Annotated in this window: 9 protein-coding genes; 8 read left to right on the top strand and 1 reads right to left on the bottom strand. The window is 59.7% G+C overall.

What is annotated here, in order from left to right:
- Positions 1-11: 11 nt before the first annotated feature.
- Complete coding sequence (locus ACODRZ_RS06810) at positions 12-1,232, bottom strand: exonuclease SbcCD subunit D (RefSeq protein ID WP_488972934.1); 1,221 nt, start codon at positions 1,230-1,232, stop codon at positions 12-14.
- 109 nt (positions 1,233-1,341) lie between these two features.
- Here ACODRZ_RS06810 and ACODRZ_RS06805 point away from each other — a divergent pair, with 109 nt between their 5' ends.
- From ACODRZ_RS06805 to ACODRZ_RS06770, 8 genes are all read left to right on the top strand, one after another.
- The gene (locus tag ACODRZ_RS06805; RefSeq protein ID WP_488972933.1) at positions 1,342-2,244 is read left to right on the top strand and encodes a BrxR family helix-turn-helix transcriptional regulator; all 903 of its coding nucleotides are present in this window, start codon (positions 1,342-1,344) and stop codon (positions 2,242-2,244) included.
- The gene (locus ACODRZ_RS06800) at positions 2,244-2,843 is read left to right on the top strand and encodes a DUF1819 family protein (protein WP_488972932.1); all 600 of its coding nucleotides are present in this window, start codon (positions 2,244-2,246) and stop codon (positions 2,841-2,843) included. Before ACODRZ_RS06805 ends, ACODRZ_RS06800 begins: the two co-directional genes overlap by 1 nt.
- 2 nt (positions 2,844-2,845) lie before the next feature.
- Positions 2,846-3,448, top strand: a complete 603-nt coding sequence (locus ACODRZ_RS06795; RefSeq protein ID WP_488972931.1) for a DUF1788 domain-containing protein — start codon at positions 2,846-2,848, stop codon at positions 3,446-3,448.
- Between the two features lie 3 nt (positions 3,449-3,451).
- Positions 3,452-6,991, top strand: coding sequence for a BREX system P-loop protein BrxC (gene brxC, locus ACODRZ_RS06790; protein WP_488986184.1), 3,540 nt, complete (start codon positions 3,452-3,454; stop codon positions 6,989-6,991).
- Positions 6,991-10,494 (top strand): BREX-1 system adenine-specific DNA-methyltransferase PglX, encoded by a 3,504-nt coding sequence (pglX, locus tag ACODRZ_RS06785; RefSeq protein WP_488986183.1) that lies wholly within the window; start codon positions 6,991-6,993, stop codon positions 10,492-10,494. The genes brxC and pglX overlap by 1 nt, the downstream gene beginning before the upstream one ends.
- Complete coding sequence (gene pglZ, locus ACODRZ_RS06780) at positions 10,487-12,994, top strand: BREX-1 system phosphatase PglZ type A (RefSeq protein ID WP_488986182.1); 2,508 nt, start codon at positions 10,487-10,489, stop codon at positions 12,992-12,994. The genes pglX and pglZ overlap by 8 nt, the downstream gene beginning before the upstream one ends.
- A 7-nt stretch (positions 12,995-13,001) precedes the next feature.
- On the top strand, positions 13,002-15,083 hold the full coding sequence (brxL, locus tag ACODRZ_RS06775; protein WP_488986181.1) for a BREX system Lon protease-like protein BrxL: 2,082 nt from the start codon (positions 13,002-13,004) through the stop codon (positions 15,081-15,083).
- Positions 15,084-15,207: 124 nt separating this feature from the next.
- Entirely contained in the window at positions 15,208-17,754 is a 2,547-nt protein-coding gene (locus ACODRZ_RS06770) for a PD-(D/E)XK nuclease family protein (RefSeq protein WP_488986180.1), read from the top strand.
- Position 17,755 lies beyond the last annotated feature (1 nt).

The raw sequence follows: 17,755 nt of genomic DNA, 5'->3' as shown, positions 1-17,755 counted from the left end.
AGAACTCAGCTTTAGATTTCGGACAGGGCATCACGGAAGGCGGCAAGATGCGCTGTATCCGGATCGACACCATGAGATTGCGTGAAGGCCATCTGAAATAAATCTTCCGGCGCCGTCTCGGACAGGCTCGGCGGCGGTGTTTCTGACATGGCCATGGCCTCCGGTCGCACAATCGAGAGGCCCGCCAGCCGGACTGGAAGCCCCTCGATCACCTCTTCGGCCTCGGCGGCTATCTGGGTCACTGGTCGGTCGGCAATGAGCGAGAGATAGATGAACGGCTGAGCCTCGCGAGGTGTGTCGGGCGACAGCTCTAGCGTATTCAGGGCTGAGGCAACCTCTGCCAGCGGCGCAGCGCCGGTGGCTGGCAGACGGTGCATTGGCACGGGTCGGGGCAGGGGGATATGTCGGGGGGTAAGCCCATCGTCGAAATCGAGCAGCGTTACGCCGTGGTCATAGGCGATTTCAGACGCAGACATCGGGAAGGGTGAGCCGGAATAGCGCACCCTTCCGCCATCAAGCGATTGCGGCCGGTGCAAATGGCCAAGAGCAACATAGGACAGGGCGGGCGGGAAAATGTCGGGCGGCACAGCATGTTCACCGCCAATTAGGATGCGTCGTTCCGCGCCTTCGGATTCGAGGCCACCCGAACAGGTTAGATGTCCCATAGCAATGATCGGTAGTCCATCGGCGTACGCCTCTGCGGCATCTGACATTGCCAAGTGTAATGCGCGAACTGCGGCGCTAACTGCGGGCTCGGCTCCACCGGTCGCTCCGAGTTGCAGTCCGGGCAGGTCGGCCTGTCTCAAGAAGGGCACAGCCATCACCTGTGCGCGGACCGCGCCGGCCCTGTCACGCAACGGGATGAGATGGCGGTCCATATCCACACCTGTCGCATCACGCCGCAATGTGCCCAGCACATGCACACCGAGTGCGTTCAGCACGGCCTCGGGCGCTTCGAGCCGCTGCGCTGGATCATGGTTTCCTGCCGTGATCACGATTTGCAGCTTGGGATTGGCACGCAAAAAACCGGCGATCGCGGCGTACAGCAACCGCTGTGCTTCACCCGATGGATTGATGCCATCGAAGACATCGCCTGCAATCAGGAGTACATCGACACTCTCGGTCACAATCACATCGCGCAGTGCATCGAAAAAAGCCTGATGTTCAAAGTCGCGCGACCAGCCGTTCAGAGTTTGGCCGATGTGCCAGTCAGCAGTGTGCAGGATACGCATCAGGTCTTCCTCGGGCTTGACAGTTGGAGGGTCGATAGAATAGAAAGTATACGGGCATCGCAAGATTGTCCATATATTTTATATCCCTGTACGGGTGATGGAACGCGCAATGCTGAAATGGGGTGTCGAGAGGCGGCTGGAGTTCATTGAATTCCGCCTGTTCTGGGAGGGGGGCGTCAATCGCTCTGACCTCATCGATACCTTTGGCGTCTCGGTTCCGCAGGCGTCAAAGGATTTGACCCATTATCAGGAGCGGGCACCGCAGAATGCGGTCTATGACAAAAGTGCTCGCCGGTACGTAGCTGGCCCGGAATTTCAGCCGGTGTTTATGGATCCGGACCCCGATGCCTATCTCATGCGCCTGCGCTCGATGGCGGAAGGTTTCGCCGAGCCGGGTGCGAACTGGCTCGCTGCCCCGCCTGATATGGATGTCGCCCTTACGCTGCGTCGTAAGGTCGATACCGAAGTTCTGCGTTCGGTTCTGGCGGCGGTGCGTGAGGAAAGATCGCTCGTCCTTCACTACCAATCTATGAACCGTGATCGGCCCGATCCGGCCTGGCGGCGGATTACCCCTCATGCCTTTGGCTTTGATGGCCTGCGTTGGCACGTTCGGGCCTGGTGTCATGAGACGGAAAGGTTCAAGGATTTCCTGCTTTCACGCGTCCTTGGCCACGGCGAGTCTGGAGAGCCGGGCGCTCGAGCGGCGCAGGACAGGCTTTGGCAAGAAACATTCGACATCACCATTGTTCCGCATCCCGAGCTGTCGGCCGGTCAGCAGGCAGTGGTCGCGAAGGACTACAGCATGGCGGATGGGCGGGCTGTGCTGACAGTTCGCTACGCCATGTTGTTTTATGTGCTCAAGCGGTTGGGACTTCTTGAAGGGGCGCTGACGCGTGATCCGCGGACCCAGCATATAGTTGCCGCCAACGAACATGAGGTTGCTGCAGCCCTTGAGCGTGCGCAGCGGGAATTCGATGAGGCTGACGTAGCAAGCGGGGCGGCGCCTCGATGATGGCTACCGTATCGAAATACCGGATGTCCTTCAGTGTGGGCGGGCTGATGCTCAATGAGAGCCTTGCGATCGCGCAGGCCTATCACCCTGGAGAGACATGGGCTTGTGCTCGCGAGCGCCTGCTTGCCCAGGGCGCGTCGTCCTTGCCCAAACTGGCCTCGCAAACTCGCGCACTTCGTGAAGTGTATGACCGAATAGGTCATCTCTCCGATGCAGAGCGCCATTACCTGTCGGCAGAGGCTGACCGCGCCGAGCAGCAGGCGATGATCTGGCTGGCAATCTGCCGGACCTATCGGTTCGTCCACGAGTTCGCCGTCGAGGTGATCAGTGAGCGGTACCAATCCTGGCGACTTGATCTGGGCCATGAGGTCTTTGACCGTTTTCTCGCGGAGAAAGCTGAGACCGATCCTGCCCTTGCGGAGCTTTCGTCATCAACTTGCGCGAAATTGCGTCAGGTCCTGTTTCGGATTTTGCGTGAGGCCGGATTGAGGAGCATCGAGGGCAGAATTCAGCCGATCTGGTTGTCGGGGCGCATGAAGCGGCTGATTGAGGAGAATAATCCGGCGGACTTGCGGGTCTTTCCCGGAAATGGGGGGTAATTGTGAGCACAAAGACTGATCGGCGCGCCCGTGCCGAGCACCTGTTCAAAGTGATTTCCAGTGAACGGTTCCTGCAAAAGCAAGGACTGGGCAACGAGGTTCCCTTTTTCATCTGTGCTTTTGATGCAGAGGACGGGTTGAGCCTGGGGGAAGACCGCGAGGATCTGATCACCCGGCTGGGGCACGCCGGTGTGCGGGTGCTGGATGTCGACCTCTATGACCTTTCGCTCGGGATACTGGCGGACAGAGGGATCCTTGAGCAAATTCTCGAGGTCGAAGCCGAGACGGAGAAGGGGGAGCTCAAGGAGCTCTTGCAGGGCGTTCTGGATCCGCAGGAGCATCTGATTCCGGAGATCGCGCGGCGCATCGCGGATGTCCCGCACGATGTGATCTTCCTGTCAGGTGTAGGCGAGGTTTACCCCTACCTGCGATCGCACAACGTGCTCAACAACCTGCAAAGTACCGCCAAAGACCGGCCGACGGTCCTGTTCTTCCCGGGAAAATATACCCATGCGCTGGCGACGGGGGCCTCGCTGGAATTGTTCGGGTTGCTGCACGACGACAAATACTACCGCGCGTTCAATATCATGAATTACGAGGTCTGACCGATGGCTACTCTTCTACGTGATATCTTTGCCAAGCCGGTCGACCGGTCGATCGATGGGGTGATCAAGGCTGATGACAAGGCCAGCCTCCTGACCGAGCTTGATGAATATGTCATCACCAACGAGATCGGCGCCCGGCTGGAGCAATTCCTCGACGCCTACAACAATTACGATACCGCGAACGGAGTGTGGATTTCCGGCTTCTTCGGGTCAGGCAAATCTCACCTGCTGAAGATGCTCGCCCTGCTGCTGGAGAATGACGAGGTCGAGGGGCAACGTCCCGTCGAAATCTTTGAGCGCAAGCTTGAGGGCAATCCGATGCTGGCGGGTGCGCTGCGCAAGGCCGTGTCGATTCCGTCCCGGTCGGTCTTGTTCAATATCGACCAGAAGGCCGATGTGATCTCGAAGACGGATGTCGATGCGCTTCTGGCGGTCTTCCAGAAGGTCTTTGACGAGATGTGCGGCTATTATGGCAAGCTCCCGCATATCGCACAGTTCGAGCGTGATCTGGACAGCCGCGGCAAGCTTGATGACTTCAAGACGGCCTTTGCGCAGTTTTCAGGCAAGCCCTGGGAGCGTGGGCGCGAACAGGCGCTGATGGAAGGCAAGCACATTGCAGCAGCCTTCGCAGAGGTCACGGGCGATGAGGTCAAGGATATCCTTGGCCAGTATCGCAAGGACACGAAGGTCTCGATTGAAGATTTCGCCAATATGGTGAAGGCGTGGATCGATGTGCAGGGGCCAAAGTTCCGGCTGAACTTCTTCGTCGATGAGGTCGGGCAGTATATCGCCGACAACGTCAAGCTCATGACAAACCTGCAGACCATTGCCGAAAGTCTGAACACCAAATGCAAGGGACAGGCTTGGATTGTTGTCACCGCGCAGCAGGACATGGGGTCGGTTATCGGCGATCTCACGGCGCAGCAGGAAAATGACTTCTCGAAAATCCAGGCGCGCTTCGCCAACCGGATGCCGCTGAACTCTCAGGATGTGGCCGAAGTTATTCAGCGCCGTTTGCTGGCCAAGACCGAGGCCGGCCAGATTACCCTTGGCAATCTGTACAATGCTGAAGAGAACAACCTGCGTACGCTGTTCGACTTTGGGGATAATTCTTTCAAGTTTAAGAACTTCTCCGGAAAGGAGCAGTTCGTCGCAAGTTATCCGTTCCCGAACTACCAGTATGATCTGTTCCAGCGCGCAATCATGGGTCTCTCGCAGCATAACGCGTTTGAGGGCAAGCACAGCTCGGTCGGCGAACGCTCTATGCTGGGGGTGTTCCAGGAGGTGGCCAAAAAGCTGGCGGATACGCCGGTCGGGGGGCTGGCGACCTTCGACTTGATGTTCGAGGGTATTCGTACTGCCCTGAAATCATCGGTTCAGCAGTCGATCCAGCTGGCCGAAAAGAACCTTGGCGATGATTTTGCCGTGCGGGTGCTAAAAGTCTTGTTCCTTGTGAAATACGTCAAGGAATTCAAGCCGACCGCCCGCAACATCTCGATTCTGCTATTGTCTCGGTTCGAGGCGGACCAGACCGAGCAGCGCCGCAATATCGAAGAGGCTTTGTCCCTGCTGGAACGCCAGACGCTGATCCAGCGCAATGGCGAGGTCTACGAATTCCTCACCAATGAGGAAAAGGACGTCGAGGCCGAGATCAAGGCGATTGCTGTCGATCCCGCCGAGATCGAGCGGCAGCTTGATGAGCTGGCGTTCGGCGCAATCCTGCGTCACGGCAAGATCAGGCATGCAGGCACGGGTGTCGACTATGCTTTTACGCGCAAGCTCGACGGGCACAGCCTGAACCGGGAGCATGAGCTGTCGGTGAACATCATCTCGCCCTTCAGCGATGATTCTGACGCGCCGGATGTGGTCCGTTCCAACAGCATGGCAAGCGATGAGATGGTTGTCCTGCTCGGGCGGGATGTGCGCTTTACGCGCGATCTTGTCCTGTGGCTTCAGACTGTAAAATTTGCCCGTCAGGTCACCAGCGGCGATGCCCAGCCCGGCCGTGATCGTATCATTGCGGAAAAGCGCGATCAGAATACGCGACGTGAAAAGGAACTGGTCCAGCGCCTGCGCAGCCTGATCGCGGATGCGCGGCTGTTCGTGCGGGGGACAGAGCTGGAAATCGGCGGGGAAGACCCGCAGGAACGGCTGGTCAAGGCGTTCCAGGTCCTGGTGGACAAGGTCTACACCAGCCTGCCAGTTTTGCGCGGCGCCACCTACACCGAAGCCGACCTTGGGCGCGCGGGCCGCGTCGATGGCGGGCTTTTCGGCGGCGAAGGCAGCGGTCTGACCGAAGCCGAGCAGGATGTGCTGAACCATGCACAGGCCCAGATGCGTCTTGGAACCCGGGTCTCCATCAAGGCTCTTGTCGAGAAGTTCGGTGCAAAACCTTATGGCTGGCCTTCCATCGCCGTACTCTGCCTGACCGCAAGCCTTGTTGCCCGCGGCAAGCTTGAGGCGCGGGCCGACAGCGCTCTGCTGGAAGGGGATGCGCTGGTGCAGCAGCTGCGCAACAGCCATGCCCTTGGCAATATCCTGCTTTCGCCGCAGATCGAGTTCACCGCTCCCCAGATCCGCAAATCCCGCGAACTGTTTCAGGCGCTGTTTGATCTGCCCGCCTCGGGCAATGACGCCCGTAGCCTGGGGGCGGAGTGGCAGGTGCAGTTGCGCAAGCTGATCAGCGAACTGGAAACTCTTGGTCGGCAGGCGACGGGCTATCCCTTCATCGCAGCCCTCGATCCGCTGCGGACCCTGCTCGACAGCATGCGCGACCAGTCGGCAACCTGGTTCATTACCGGCCCGGTGGGCCACGAAGACCAGCTTCTGGATGCGAAGGAGGATATCCTCGACAAGGTCCGCAGTTTCATGTCCGGGCCGCAGAAGGGCATCTACGATGAGGTGCGCGCTTTCCTTGCCGCGCAGGACCAGAACCTTGCCTATGCCGGGGATTCCGCAGCCGACAAGCTGCGCCAGGTGCTGGCCGATCCGCACTGCTTCAAGGGCAATGCCATTCAGGAACTGAAGGCGGATTTCTACGCCCTGAAGGAGCGTATCGAACAAACGGTCCTGGCTGAGCGCAACGCCGTCATCACGGCGATTGACGAGGTGGCGGATAAGATCGCCCAGACTTCCGAATTCCGTGCGCTGCCGCCCGAACAGCAGACGCGTATCCGCGACGGGCTTGCCGCGCGGAAATCCGGCCTTGCCGCACAGAGCCTGATCCCGGCCTTGCGCAATCTGGCAACCGAGGCGCGGTCCAACCTTCTGGCTAACACGCTGACTCGGATCGCCGAACTGACGCCTGCACCGGCTCCCGCTCCTGCACCACAGCCGCAGCCTGCCGGTGGCGTAGCCGAACCTCAGCCAGCGCCATATGTGCCACCGGCGCCGGCAAAGCCCCAATATGTCAACGCCCAGTCGATCACCGTCTCCATCGGGAAAGCCTATCTCGAAGATGCCGATGATGTGACCCGCTACCTTGATGCGATGAAAGAGACCCTGCTGACCGAGATTGGCGCGGGCAAGAAAGTGATTGTCTGATGGATACCAACGCCCTGAAGAAATTTGCGCAAAGTGCGCGCAACCTGCTGATCGATCAGGTTACTGCCCGGCTTGATATGGTGCTGGCCGAAGGCGCGGCGGCCCGCCGGGAACACCCAAAGGCGATTGCGAAACTGGAAGCTGCGGCCAAAACCAACCGTGGGCAGGTGATCGAACAGGCGGCCTACACATGGTTCAACCGCTTCACCGCGCTGCGTTTCATGGATGCGACAGGGCTGACCAACCCGCGCGTGGTGTCGCCCGCAGATGGCGCGACCCGGCCCGAAATTCTGGCCGAGGCGATGGCGGGCAATCTGCCCGATCGTGCCCGCCCCGAGATTGCCGAGTATCTAAATGGCACCCGCCCGGCTCATGATGGGCAGGCCGAAGCCTATCGCCTGCTGCTGATCCATGCCTGCAACGAATGGCACGGGGCGATGCCCTATATGTTCGAGCGCGCCGACATGCTCGACCGGGCTGAGGATTATACCGAACTGCTGATGCCCGACGATCTGCTGTCACCGGACAGCATCCTTGCCCGCCTGCGCGAGGTGATGAGCGAGGACGCCTGCCAGGATGTCGAGATCATCGGCTGGCTCTATCAATTCTATATCAGCGAGAAAAAAGATCAGGTCTTCGCCGGGCTGAAGAAGAACATCAAGATCACGGCGGAAAACATCCCCGCCGCGACGCAGCTGTTCACCCCGCACTGGATCGTCCGCTATCTGGTGGAAAATTCGCTGGGGCGGCTGTGGCTGCTGAACCGCCCGCAATCGAAGCTTGCCGCGCAGATGGACTATTACATCGCACCGGAAGAGCCTGAGACGGATTTTCTTCGCATTGCGGGCCCTGAGGATATCCGCATCTGCGATCCGGCCTGCGGCTCGGGCCATATGCTGACTTATGCCTTTGATCTGCTGTATGAGATCTATGCCGAGGAAGGCCATGACGCGGCTGAAATCCCCGGCCTGATATTGGTGCACAACCTGACCGGGGTCGAGATCGACGACCGGGCCGGGGCATTGGCGGCCTTTGCCCTGTCGATGAAGGCGGCGGCGCGGCTGGGGCGGCGGCGCTTCCTGCGGATGGAGGCGAAGCCGGACATCGTGGTCTTGCAGGATGTGCGCTTCACGGCGGCGGATGTCCGGGACGTGGCCGCCGTGGTGGGCAAGGATCTGTTCACCGACGAGCTGCGCGAGACTTTAGGGCAGTTCGAGCAGGCGAAGAACTTCGGCTCGCTGATCGTGCCGAAGCTGCGCGACCCGGCCGAGGCGCTGCGGGTGGTGGAGGCGCGGGATTTCGGGTCCGACCTGCTGCTGAAGGAGGTGCAGGAGCGCGTCGTGGCCGTGCTGCGCATGGCCGAGGCGCTGTCGCCGAAATATCATGTAGTGGTGGCCAACCCGCCTTACCTTGATCTCGGGAATATGAACCCCACTCTGAAGTCTTTTGTGGAAGAAAACTATCTGGATTCGAAGCAGGGCCTCGACTCTACATTCATCGAAGTTGCCAAACGTCGAGCGATTTCGGGTGGGTATTTCGCTTTGATTACACAGCGCAGTTGGATGTTCCTGTCCCGACTGGAGGCGTTTAGGTCGCGCATTTTGTCCACTCAGTGGCTTTGTGACCTCATTTACCTTGGCCCCGACGTTTTCCCCGAGATCAACGGCGAAAAGGTTCAGAACTCGGCCTTTATTTTCAACAATTCGCGCCCCTCAACACGACCAAGCCACTTCATTGATGTCAGCGATTTGCCGGGGGCCGAGAAAGCTGCCGGAGTGAAGGCTGGCCGTAAGAGTCATTGCCTGCCTGCGCAGGAGTGCCTTGGCCTTCCGGGATCACCCCTTGCGTTTTGGGCGAGCGAGGAGCTGATCCATGCCTTTTCTTCTGATCAACGAGTGGGGGATGCAGCCGATATTCGTGTTGGTCTTGATACTGGTGACAACGCTCGCTTTCTTCGTCTCTGGCACGAAGTGACAACCTCTCGAACCTTGCATTGTGGCAACTCTCAGAAAGACGTGGTGGATGCAAAGGCCCGCTGGGTTCCCCACACGAAAGGTGGAGAGTATCGGAAATGGTTCGGAAACCTAACTGATGTAATTGCATTTTCCGATCAGGACTACGATGCGCTTGGAAGGCAGGGAAATAAACTGCCTTCTAGAACTCATTACTTTAGAGAGGGCGTATTCTACACACGCGTAAGCTCTGGAACGGCATCATTTCGCCTTTCTCCAAAAGGTACAGTATTCAACTCGGCTAGTCCTACAGCCTTCATAAGTCCAGAACATTTCAACACAGTGTTCGGACTGCTCAATTCGCGCGTGAGTGAAGCTATGTTGCGTTGTTTGTCGCCAACGCTAAACTTTCAAGCAGGAGAGATCCGAAAACTACCCATATCTCCGTCTCTTTCAGAAGGGGCCCTAACCAAGATAGTATCTGGTGCAGTTACGCTCGCCCAATCCGACTGGGATGCTTACGAAACCTCTTGGGATTTCACCAAGCTCCCGCTGCTCTCACCCGATCACCGGGCCGAGACGCTGGCGGATACCTACGCGAATCTCCGCACCCACTGGCAGGGACTGACGGATGAGATGCAGCGGCTGGAGGAAGAGAATAACCGTATCTTCATCGACGCCTATGGATTGCAGGAGGAACTCACCCCGGAAGTGCCGATCGAGGAAATCACCCTCACCTGCAACCCGGCCTATCGCTATGGTGTGAAGGGATCGGAGGAAGACCGCGAGGCGCGGCTGCGCGAGGATACGGTGGCGGAATTGCTCCACTATGCCGTGGGCTGCATGTTCGGGCGTTACAGCCTCGACGCGCCCGGCCTGATCCTCGCCAATCAGGGCGAGGGGGTGGAAGACTATCTGGCCGCTCTACAAGAGCAAGGCGTGCCGGAACCCGGCTTCGCCCCCGACCGCGACAATGTCATCCCGGTGCTGGATGCCGACTGGTTCGCCGATGACATCGTCACCCGCACCCGCGATTTCCTGCGCGTGACCTTTGGGGAGGCGAAGTTCCGCGAAAATCTCGCCTTCATCGAAGCCGCGCTCGGCAAGGATCTGCGCAAATGGTTCACGAAGGATTTCTTCGATTACCATGTGCGCCGCTATAAAAAGCGCCCGATCTACTGGATGTTCTCCAGCCCCAAGGGCAGCTTCAATGCGCTGATCTATATGCACCGCTATCGGCCCGACACCGTCTCGGTCGTGCTGAACCAGTATCTACGTGAATTCATCCATAAGCTGGTAGTCGAGCGCGCCCGGCTGGAAAAGCTGGCCGACGACCCGAACGCCACCCAAAGCGCGCGCACCAAGGCGCAGAAAGATATTGGCGGGGTGATCAAGCAGATCGCCGAGCTGACCGAATGGGAACGCGATGTCGTCTATCCGATGGCGCAGAAAAAAATCGCCATTGATCTGGATGACGGGGTGAAGCGCAACTATCCGCTGTTTGCGGGTGCGCTGAAGCCGATCAAGGGGCTGGAGGCTGCGGATGACTGACCGCATCACCGCCGGCCTGATGCGACTCTATGAGGATCAGGGGCATCGCATCGTCTTCTGGTATGACGCCGCCCGCGATCTGCGCGCGGCCTTCGATGCGGTGGACCTGCCCGGCGTGACCAAGCTGGAGATTGCCAACAATGAATTCGGCCTGAAATACCGCATGCTGCGGCAGGAGCCGAAGGGGCGGTTCCTGCTCTATAAAGACGGCCCCGAACCGCCGATGCCTGAGAACTGGCTGCTGGATGTGCAACTGGCCAGCGCCGTCTTCCGCGCCGATCAGGCGGCGATCTGGGTGGCCGATCTGGGCATCCCGGCAAAATACGAAGCCGCCGTGCGCGATCACGCCGAATTCTACCGCTCCGGCAAAAGGCTGGATGCGCTGCGGCTGATGGAGCGCGAGCGCCCATCGCAAAGCGCCAATGATGTCCGCCGCAAGATGCTGGCCGTCTGCGCTGGTGCGGATGGCGATCTGGACACGGTGATCGAGGCGCTGCTGGCCGAACTTGCCAATGGTCAGGATGATGCGCTGCGCCTGATGGACCGGGCCGGGCTGACGGAATTCTTCTGGAAAGAGGTTTCCGCGTGCTATGGCTATACGGCGCCCGAGCCGGATTATCAGGATTTCGCCATCACGCTCTTTTCCAGCGCCTGGGCGCGCGCAATGGGAGGGGAAGGGCGGCTGAACAGCGATGCCGCGCTGATGTTCCGCCGCTGGAGCGCCTCGCGCCGCTGGGGTGAAGCCTTCGAAACGCTGTCGGGCGATTATCAGGATGTGCTGAAGATCAGGAACGATCTGGCGTCCCGCGATTTCCGCCAGTTGATCCCGCATGACCATTTCGAAGAAGTGGACCGGCGGATCGTCGTCGCCCTGGTTGAAGGGCTGGCGCAGCAGAGCCTTGCGGCGACGGATGTGCTGAAATGGGTGCGCGACCGCCGCCAGAGCCATTGGTATGGCCGTTACGAGGACGTCTATCAGGCCATCGGTTTTGCGACCGAGTTCCAGCAGGCGTTGGCCGAAGCGGACCTGACCATGACCAGTGTGTCAGACGGCGTAAAACGCTATTCCGCAAGCTGGTTCCGGCTGGACCAGCTCTATCGCAAGTTCATCTATCACATGCAGAAAAGCGGACAGTCGGGGCTGTTGTCCGCGCTCTATGACGCGGTGGAGAACCGCTACACCACGAATTTCGTGCTGAAGCTGAACGATGCCTGGCAGGATCAGGTGTCGCGCCTGACGGACTGGGCGGTTCCGGGCTTTCCGCGCCAGATGGATTTCTACCGGGAACAGGCGGCGGAGTTCCGCCGCAAGGACCAGAAGGTCGTCGTCATCATCTCGGATGCGCTGCGCTATGAGGTGGCAGAAGAGGCGTTGCGCGAGATCCGCAAACTCAACCGGTTTGATGCCGAACTGAAGCCGATGGTCGGGGCTTTGCCAAGCTATACCCAGCTTGGCATGGCGGCCCTCTTGCCGCATCGGCAACTGGCGATCCGCGATGATAATGATCTGGTACTGCTGGACGGTGAAAGCACCATGGGTGCTGCCGCCCGCGAGAAGGCGCTGGCTGCTGGCAGGGCTGGAGACCGGGTAAAGGTTCTGGCGGCCAAGGATTTTATGAATCTTGGATCGTCAGAGGGCAAAGACCTCTTCCGGGATCATGACATCCTCTATCTCTACCATAATCAGATTGATGCGATCGGCGACAAGCTCGCCACCGAGGAAAATGTTCCCGCAGCGGCAGAGACGGCCATCGAGGATCTGGTGAAGCTGGTGCGCAAGCTGACCTCGGCCAATTTCTCGAACATCCTGATCACCGCCGATCACGGGTTCCTGTGGCAGCACAAGGCGCTGGAAGAGAGTGGCTTTGCGCTGAGCGAGCCGGAAGGCGACATCGTCACGCGCAACCGGCGCTATGTGATCGGGCGGGGCCTCAGCAGTAGCGGCGGGATGAAGAAATTCACGGCCGCGCAGCTTGGTCTGGAGGGGGAGCAGGACATACTGATCCCGAACTCGATCAACCGCCTGCGCGTGAAGGGATCAGGCAGCCGTTTTGTCCATGGCGGGGCAAGCTTGCAGGAGATCGTCCTGCCGGTTCTGCGTGTCGGTAAGCAGCGCAAGGAGGATGTCGGGCAAGTGTCGGTGCAGATCATTCCGCCAGCCCGCGCCCAGATCACCACCGGTCAGATCCAGATCACATTCTATCAGGCCGAACCTGTTACGGATAAACAGCAGCCCCGGCAGATCTATGCCGCGATCTTTGCCGGTGATGAAACGCTCATCTCTGATGAAGTTGAGCTGGAATTCGATTTCGCGTCAGACAATCCCCGCGAACGTGAGTTATCGCGCAACTTCCTGCTGTCGCGGGCGGCGGACGCCTATAACAACCAGACAGTCTTCCTGAAGCTGCGAACGCGCATCGGCAAGACCAGCCATTTCGAAGATCATGCGTCACAGCCGCTGCTGCTGAAACGCGGGATCAGCACAGATTTCGATTTCTGAGGTGCCGATGTCGACCCTTGATGACAAGATCAACGAGCATTTTGCCGGTTTCGTGGTCCGCAAGGACCTGGTGAAGGCGGTGAAGGGCAATGCCATCGTCCCCACCTATGTGCTCGAATATCTGCTCGGCCAATATTGCGCGACAGACGACGAAGCCTCGATCGCAACGGGCATCGAGACGGTCAAGGACATCCTGCGCAAACATTATGTCCATCGCTCGGAAGCGGGCCTGGTCCAGTCGACGATCAAGGAGCGTGGCCGCTACAAGGTCATCGATCAGGTCAGCGTGGCGCTGAACGAAAAGACCGACGCCTATGAGGCGGTGTTCGAAAACCTCGGAATCAAGCGGGTCGCCATCGACAGCGCCACGGTCAAGGCGCATCCTAAACTGCTGGTAACGGGCATCTGGTGTATCGCCGATGTGCAGTACGAATTTTCAGAAGACAGTCGGATTTCCCCCTGGATCATCGACACGCTGAAGCCGATCCAGATTGCCCGTGTTGATTATGACGGCTATCGCGAGACGCGGGACAAGTTCACCACCGAGGAATGGATCGATCTTCTGATGCAGAGCATCGGCTTTGATCCATCCCTGTTCGGGCGCCGGTCAAAACTTTTGCAACTGTTGCGCCTGGTCCCCTTCGTTGAGCGTAACTACAACCTTATCGAGCTTGGCCCCAAGGGGACGGGCAAATCGCATATCTATTCCGAGTTTTCGCCCCATGGTCAGTTGATCTCCGGCGGAGAAATCACGGTCCCCAAGCTTTTCGTCAACAACTCCAATGGGCGGATTGGGCTCGTCGGCTTTTGGGATGTCGTGGCCTTTGACGAATTTGCCGGCCGCGAGAAGACAGCCAACAAGGCGCTTGTCGATATCATGAAGAACTACATGGCGAACAAGCAGTTCTCGCGCGGGGTAAATCCGATGGGCGCCGAGGCCAGTTTCGCTTTCGTCGGCAACACCGACCATAACGTACCCTGGATGCTGAAGAATACTGATCTGTTCGAGGCTCTGCCACCGCAGTTCCACGACAGCGCTTTTATCGATCGGCTGCACGCTTATCTGCCCGGATGGGAGGTCGATATTATTCGGGGCGAGATGTTCACATCTGGCTATGGATTCATCGTCGACTATCTGGCCGAAATCCTGCGCCATCTGCGCGCGGACGATTTCTCGCACCGGCCGGATCGCTACTTCACCGTTCCGGTTCAGACCCATATCCGGGACCGCGCGGCGATCAACAAGACCATGTCAGGCCTGTTGAAGCTGATCTTCCCGAATGGTGGCGAGACAGAGGCCGAAGTTGAAGAACTGCTGCGGTTTGCGATTGAATGCCGAAAGCGGGTGAAAGACCAGCTCCTGCGGATCGACAGCACCTTCGAGGCTGCGGATTTCCATTACATCGCATCGGATGGCGCAAAGTGCGCTGTCACCACGCTGGAGGAAGAGGAGTTCCCCCAGTTCTACCATCGCCGATCTGTCAACGATGTGGATGGCAGTGGGGATCAATCCGATGTCACGCCGGTTCCGGCGCAGCCGTCCGCAATGCCGACCACTTCTGATGCGCCCGCTGTTTCCGTTACCCCTGCGTTTATTCCGAAGCCTGGACATGTCGTTTTTACGGAAAATCGCAAGGGTATCAGTTTCGACAAGATCTTTGGGCCATGGACGGATGGTGCGACGAGGATCATCATCACCGACCCTTATATCCGGAAGTACCATCAGGCGCGCAACGTGATGGAACTGATCGAGATGCTGATCCGGCGCAAGCAGCCCGAAGATCAGGTCGCAGTGCATCTTGTTACTGCTCCCGATGATGGGAATATTCAGGAGCAGCGGGAATGCCTGGACGGGATCGTCGAGGCCTGCACTGACACAGGCGTTGACTTCACCTGGGCATTTGATGGCACCGGAACGCTCCATGCCCGCGACATTACCACGGATACTGGTTGGAAGATGGTGCTGGATCGAGGGTTGGACATTTTCCAGCCGACGCCTCGTAAGATGAATGGTTTTTCGCTGGGGGAACGCATGCAGGAGCACCGGATGATCCGTGGCTTCTACGTGACTTATGTCGAGAACCCGTAGCTTCGTCGACCGTGTTGGCGGTGCAGGTCCGGCTACGCGCTCGGCCGGAAGCGAGAAGTCGACCTCGATGCCCAAGCCCTCATCCTCGTTACAGTTTTCCTAATCAGTAGATTGCAGGCCATTCATGCACTACCCCTTCCTCGTCATTGATCCGCGCTCCGGCCTGCAATACCGCCTAACCGATACCGGTCTTGCCGAATTGTCCCTCGCCCCCATTTCTGCCGAATGGGCGCCGGGGCGCGTCATTTCCGAGGCGCCTGACCCGGTCTGGGCCGAAAGTCTTGCCAATGCGCCTGTCGAGACGATCTCGGCGGTGACCGCCGCGCTGACGGATCTTGTGCTGGCCTCGCCGGATCTGAAGGTGCCGAACGTCGATCACCTGCCAGACAGCCGCGCCAAGCGGCACCTCTTGGCGCTGGTCGCGTTGTGGCAAAGGTTGGGGGATGCGCTGCCAGAGGGGCTGGCACCGATCCCCCATGTGTTGGCCCTGCCTCATGGGTCGTTCCTGGGCTCGTTGCCGGTGGTTGAAGGTTCGCTGGATCCTCTAGCTCCTGCGGCGCTGCAGGCGCTTTTTGCCCGGTTGAGGGACGAGTTCGGCACTGTTCCCGCAAACGCCTATACGCCCCGGGCCGCAATCGGCAGCCGCCTGCACGCGCTGCAGGGCGGTGTTTCGGCGCAGGATATCGAGGCCGGGGTTCTGGATGACAGCCTCGCGTTCTATGGTCTGCGCGATCCCGCCGCCTGTGCCGATTTCGCCGCCGCTCAAGCCCGGGCGCTGATTGAGGCCGGCGTTTCGGCTCGTGAAATCGCCGTGCTGTCGGGCGATGATCTGCGCCAGATCGCGCGCGCTTTCTCAGCCCAGGGCGTGCCGCTCTCGGGCCTGTCGGGCCAATTACCCGAGCGAGATGTCATTGGCGAGACCGCGCTACATCTGGCGCTGGCCAAGCGACCGCCGACTCCGGCTATGGTCTTGGCGAGCCTCGCGCTTTCTCCCTTGATGCCATGGGCGGCACAGACCGGACGCGATCTTGCCGAAAGCCTAATGGGTGGCGATTTCCGAGGCGCCATCCTCACGGGCACGCCCGCACATAAGGAACTGTGGGACGATATCCGCGCCTCGGCCGGTAGCTTGCCGCAGCTGCGATTCCTGCTGGACCGGATCTGCGAGCGGATCGGAAAAGGCGATCAGGTCCGCGCACGGCTGACAGTCCCCCCCGGCGAAGGCGCGCCGGATTGGGAGATTATCCTGCGTGGCATTCAGGTCGCGCCGCCCATGGTTGCGGACCCCGACCGCAATCTTGAAGGCGTCAGCCTTTGGTCCGCGCATGAAAGCCCGTGGCGCCCATGCCGCCATCTGATCGTCAGCGATTTCACCGACGGGCTTTACCCGACCCGCCCGCGTGCCAATCCGCTGTTCCTTGACAGCGAGATCGCTGCGATACGCGCGGGAACCGGCGTTCACCTTCGCGGTCGGGCCGAGGGGCTGGCGCAAAGCCTCGCGTTACTTGATCAACAGCTTCAGGCGGTTTCCGGCAGCGTCACCTTCCTCATCCCATGGCGCGATCTGGCGGGCGGACGCTTGCAACCCTCGGCCGGGTTGTCGCTGGTGGCGCGGGCGGTGGCGGGCGTTGAGGATGCCAGCGATCTGATCACCGATCTGTCGCGTCAGAGCCCCGCGGAATGGCCGATTGCGTATCACCATCTGATGCCGGTGCCGGAACCAGCGGAATTGCCTGAGGAGCTTGCTTTCCCAGGGCATGACCTTCTGTCCCTTCGTCGGCGCGATGACGGCACCGCCAAACCGCAATCGCCCTCACGGCTCGAGACGTTGCTTGTCAGCCCGCTCGCCTGGCTTCTGGCCGAGGTTGGCGCCGAGGATATGTCTTGGTCGAGCGAAGAACTCGATGTGATGGCAAGAGGCAATATCGCCCATGATGTCTTCGAGCATGTCTTCCTGAAGGATCAGCCGTTCCCGGAAACCGAGGCGTTGGCAGAACTGATCCCCGAGGCCTATGACCGCGCGCTCACCCGTCACGCGGGCTATCTGCGCAGCCCGTCCTGGGAGATGGAGCGCCGCGGTTTGGAGCGTGAGATCATGGCGGCGGCCCTGCGCTGGCGCGACCACTTGCTGGCGCTCAATGCCAAGATCATCGGCAATGAAATCTGGCTGGCCGGTGAGGCGCATGGCATCAATCTGCATGGCAAGGCCGATGCGATCCTTGAACTGCCCGATGGTGCGCTCTTGATCATCGATCACAAGAAAAGCGGCACCAAGGGCCGACGGCAGCGGATGGAGGCGGGCTGGGATCTGCAGGCAGGGCTTTACGCCGATATGATAGCGCGGCCTATGCGGCGCGAGGGGGACGGCATGGACCCGCTGATCGGCCGCAAGGTGGCGGTGGCCTATCACCTGATGAATGATGGCGGGCTGTTGACTTCGGGTCTGGCCTTGCCCGAGGGCTCGCCCGCCCGCGACATGGGCGATGCGGTGAATGCCGGGGCGGTAGCCAAGCTGGCGGAACGCTTGGCCGAACTTGGTGCAGGCCGGGTCGTGCTGAACACCTCTGAGGATGCGGCCTTCTTCAAGAAAGAAGCCGGTTTCACCCCCTATGCGCTGACCGATGGCTCGGCCCTGGTCACCGCCTTCATCCGCACGCTCGAGGAGGAATGAT

The sequence above is a fragment of the Novosphingobium sp. FG90 genome, assembly GCF_057808725.1.
Note: the sequence above shows the minus strand (reverse complement) of the source record. Positions and strands in the feature narration are given on the sequence as shown.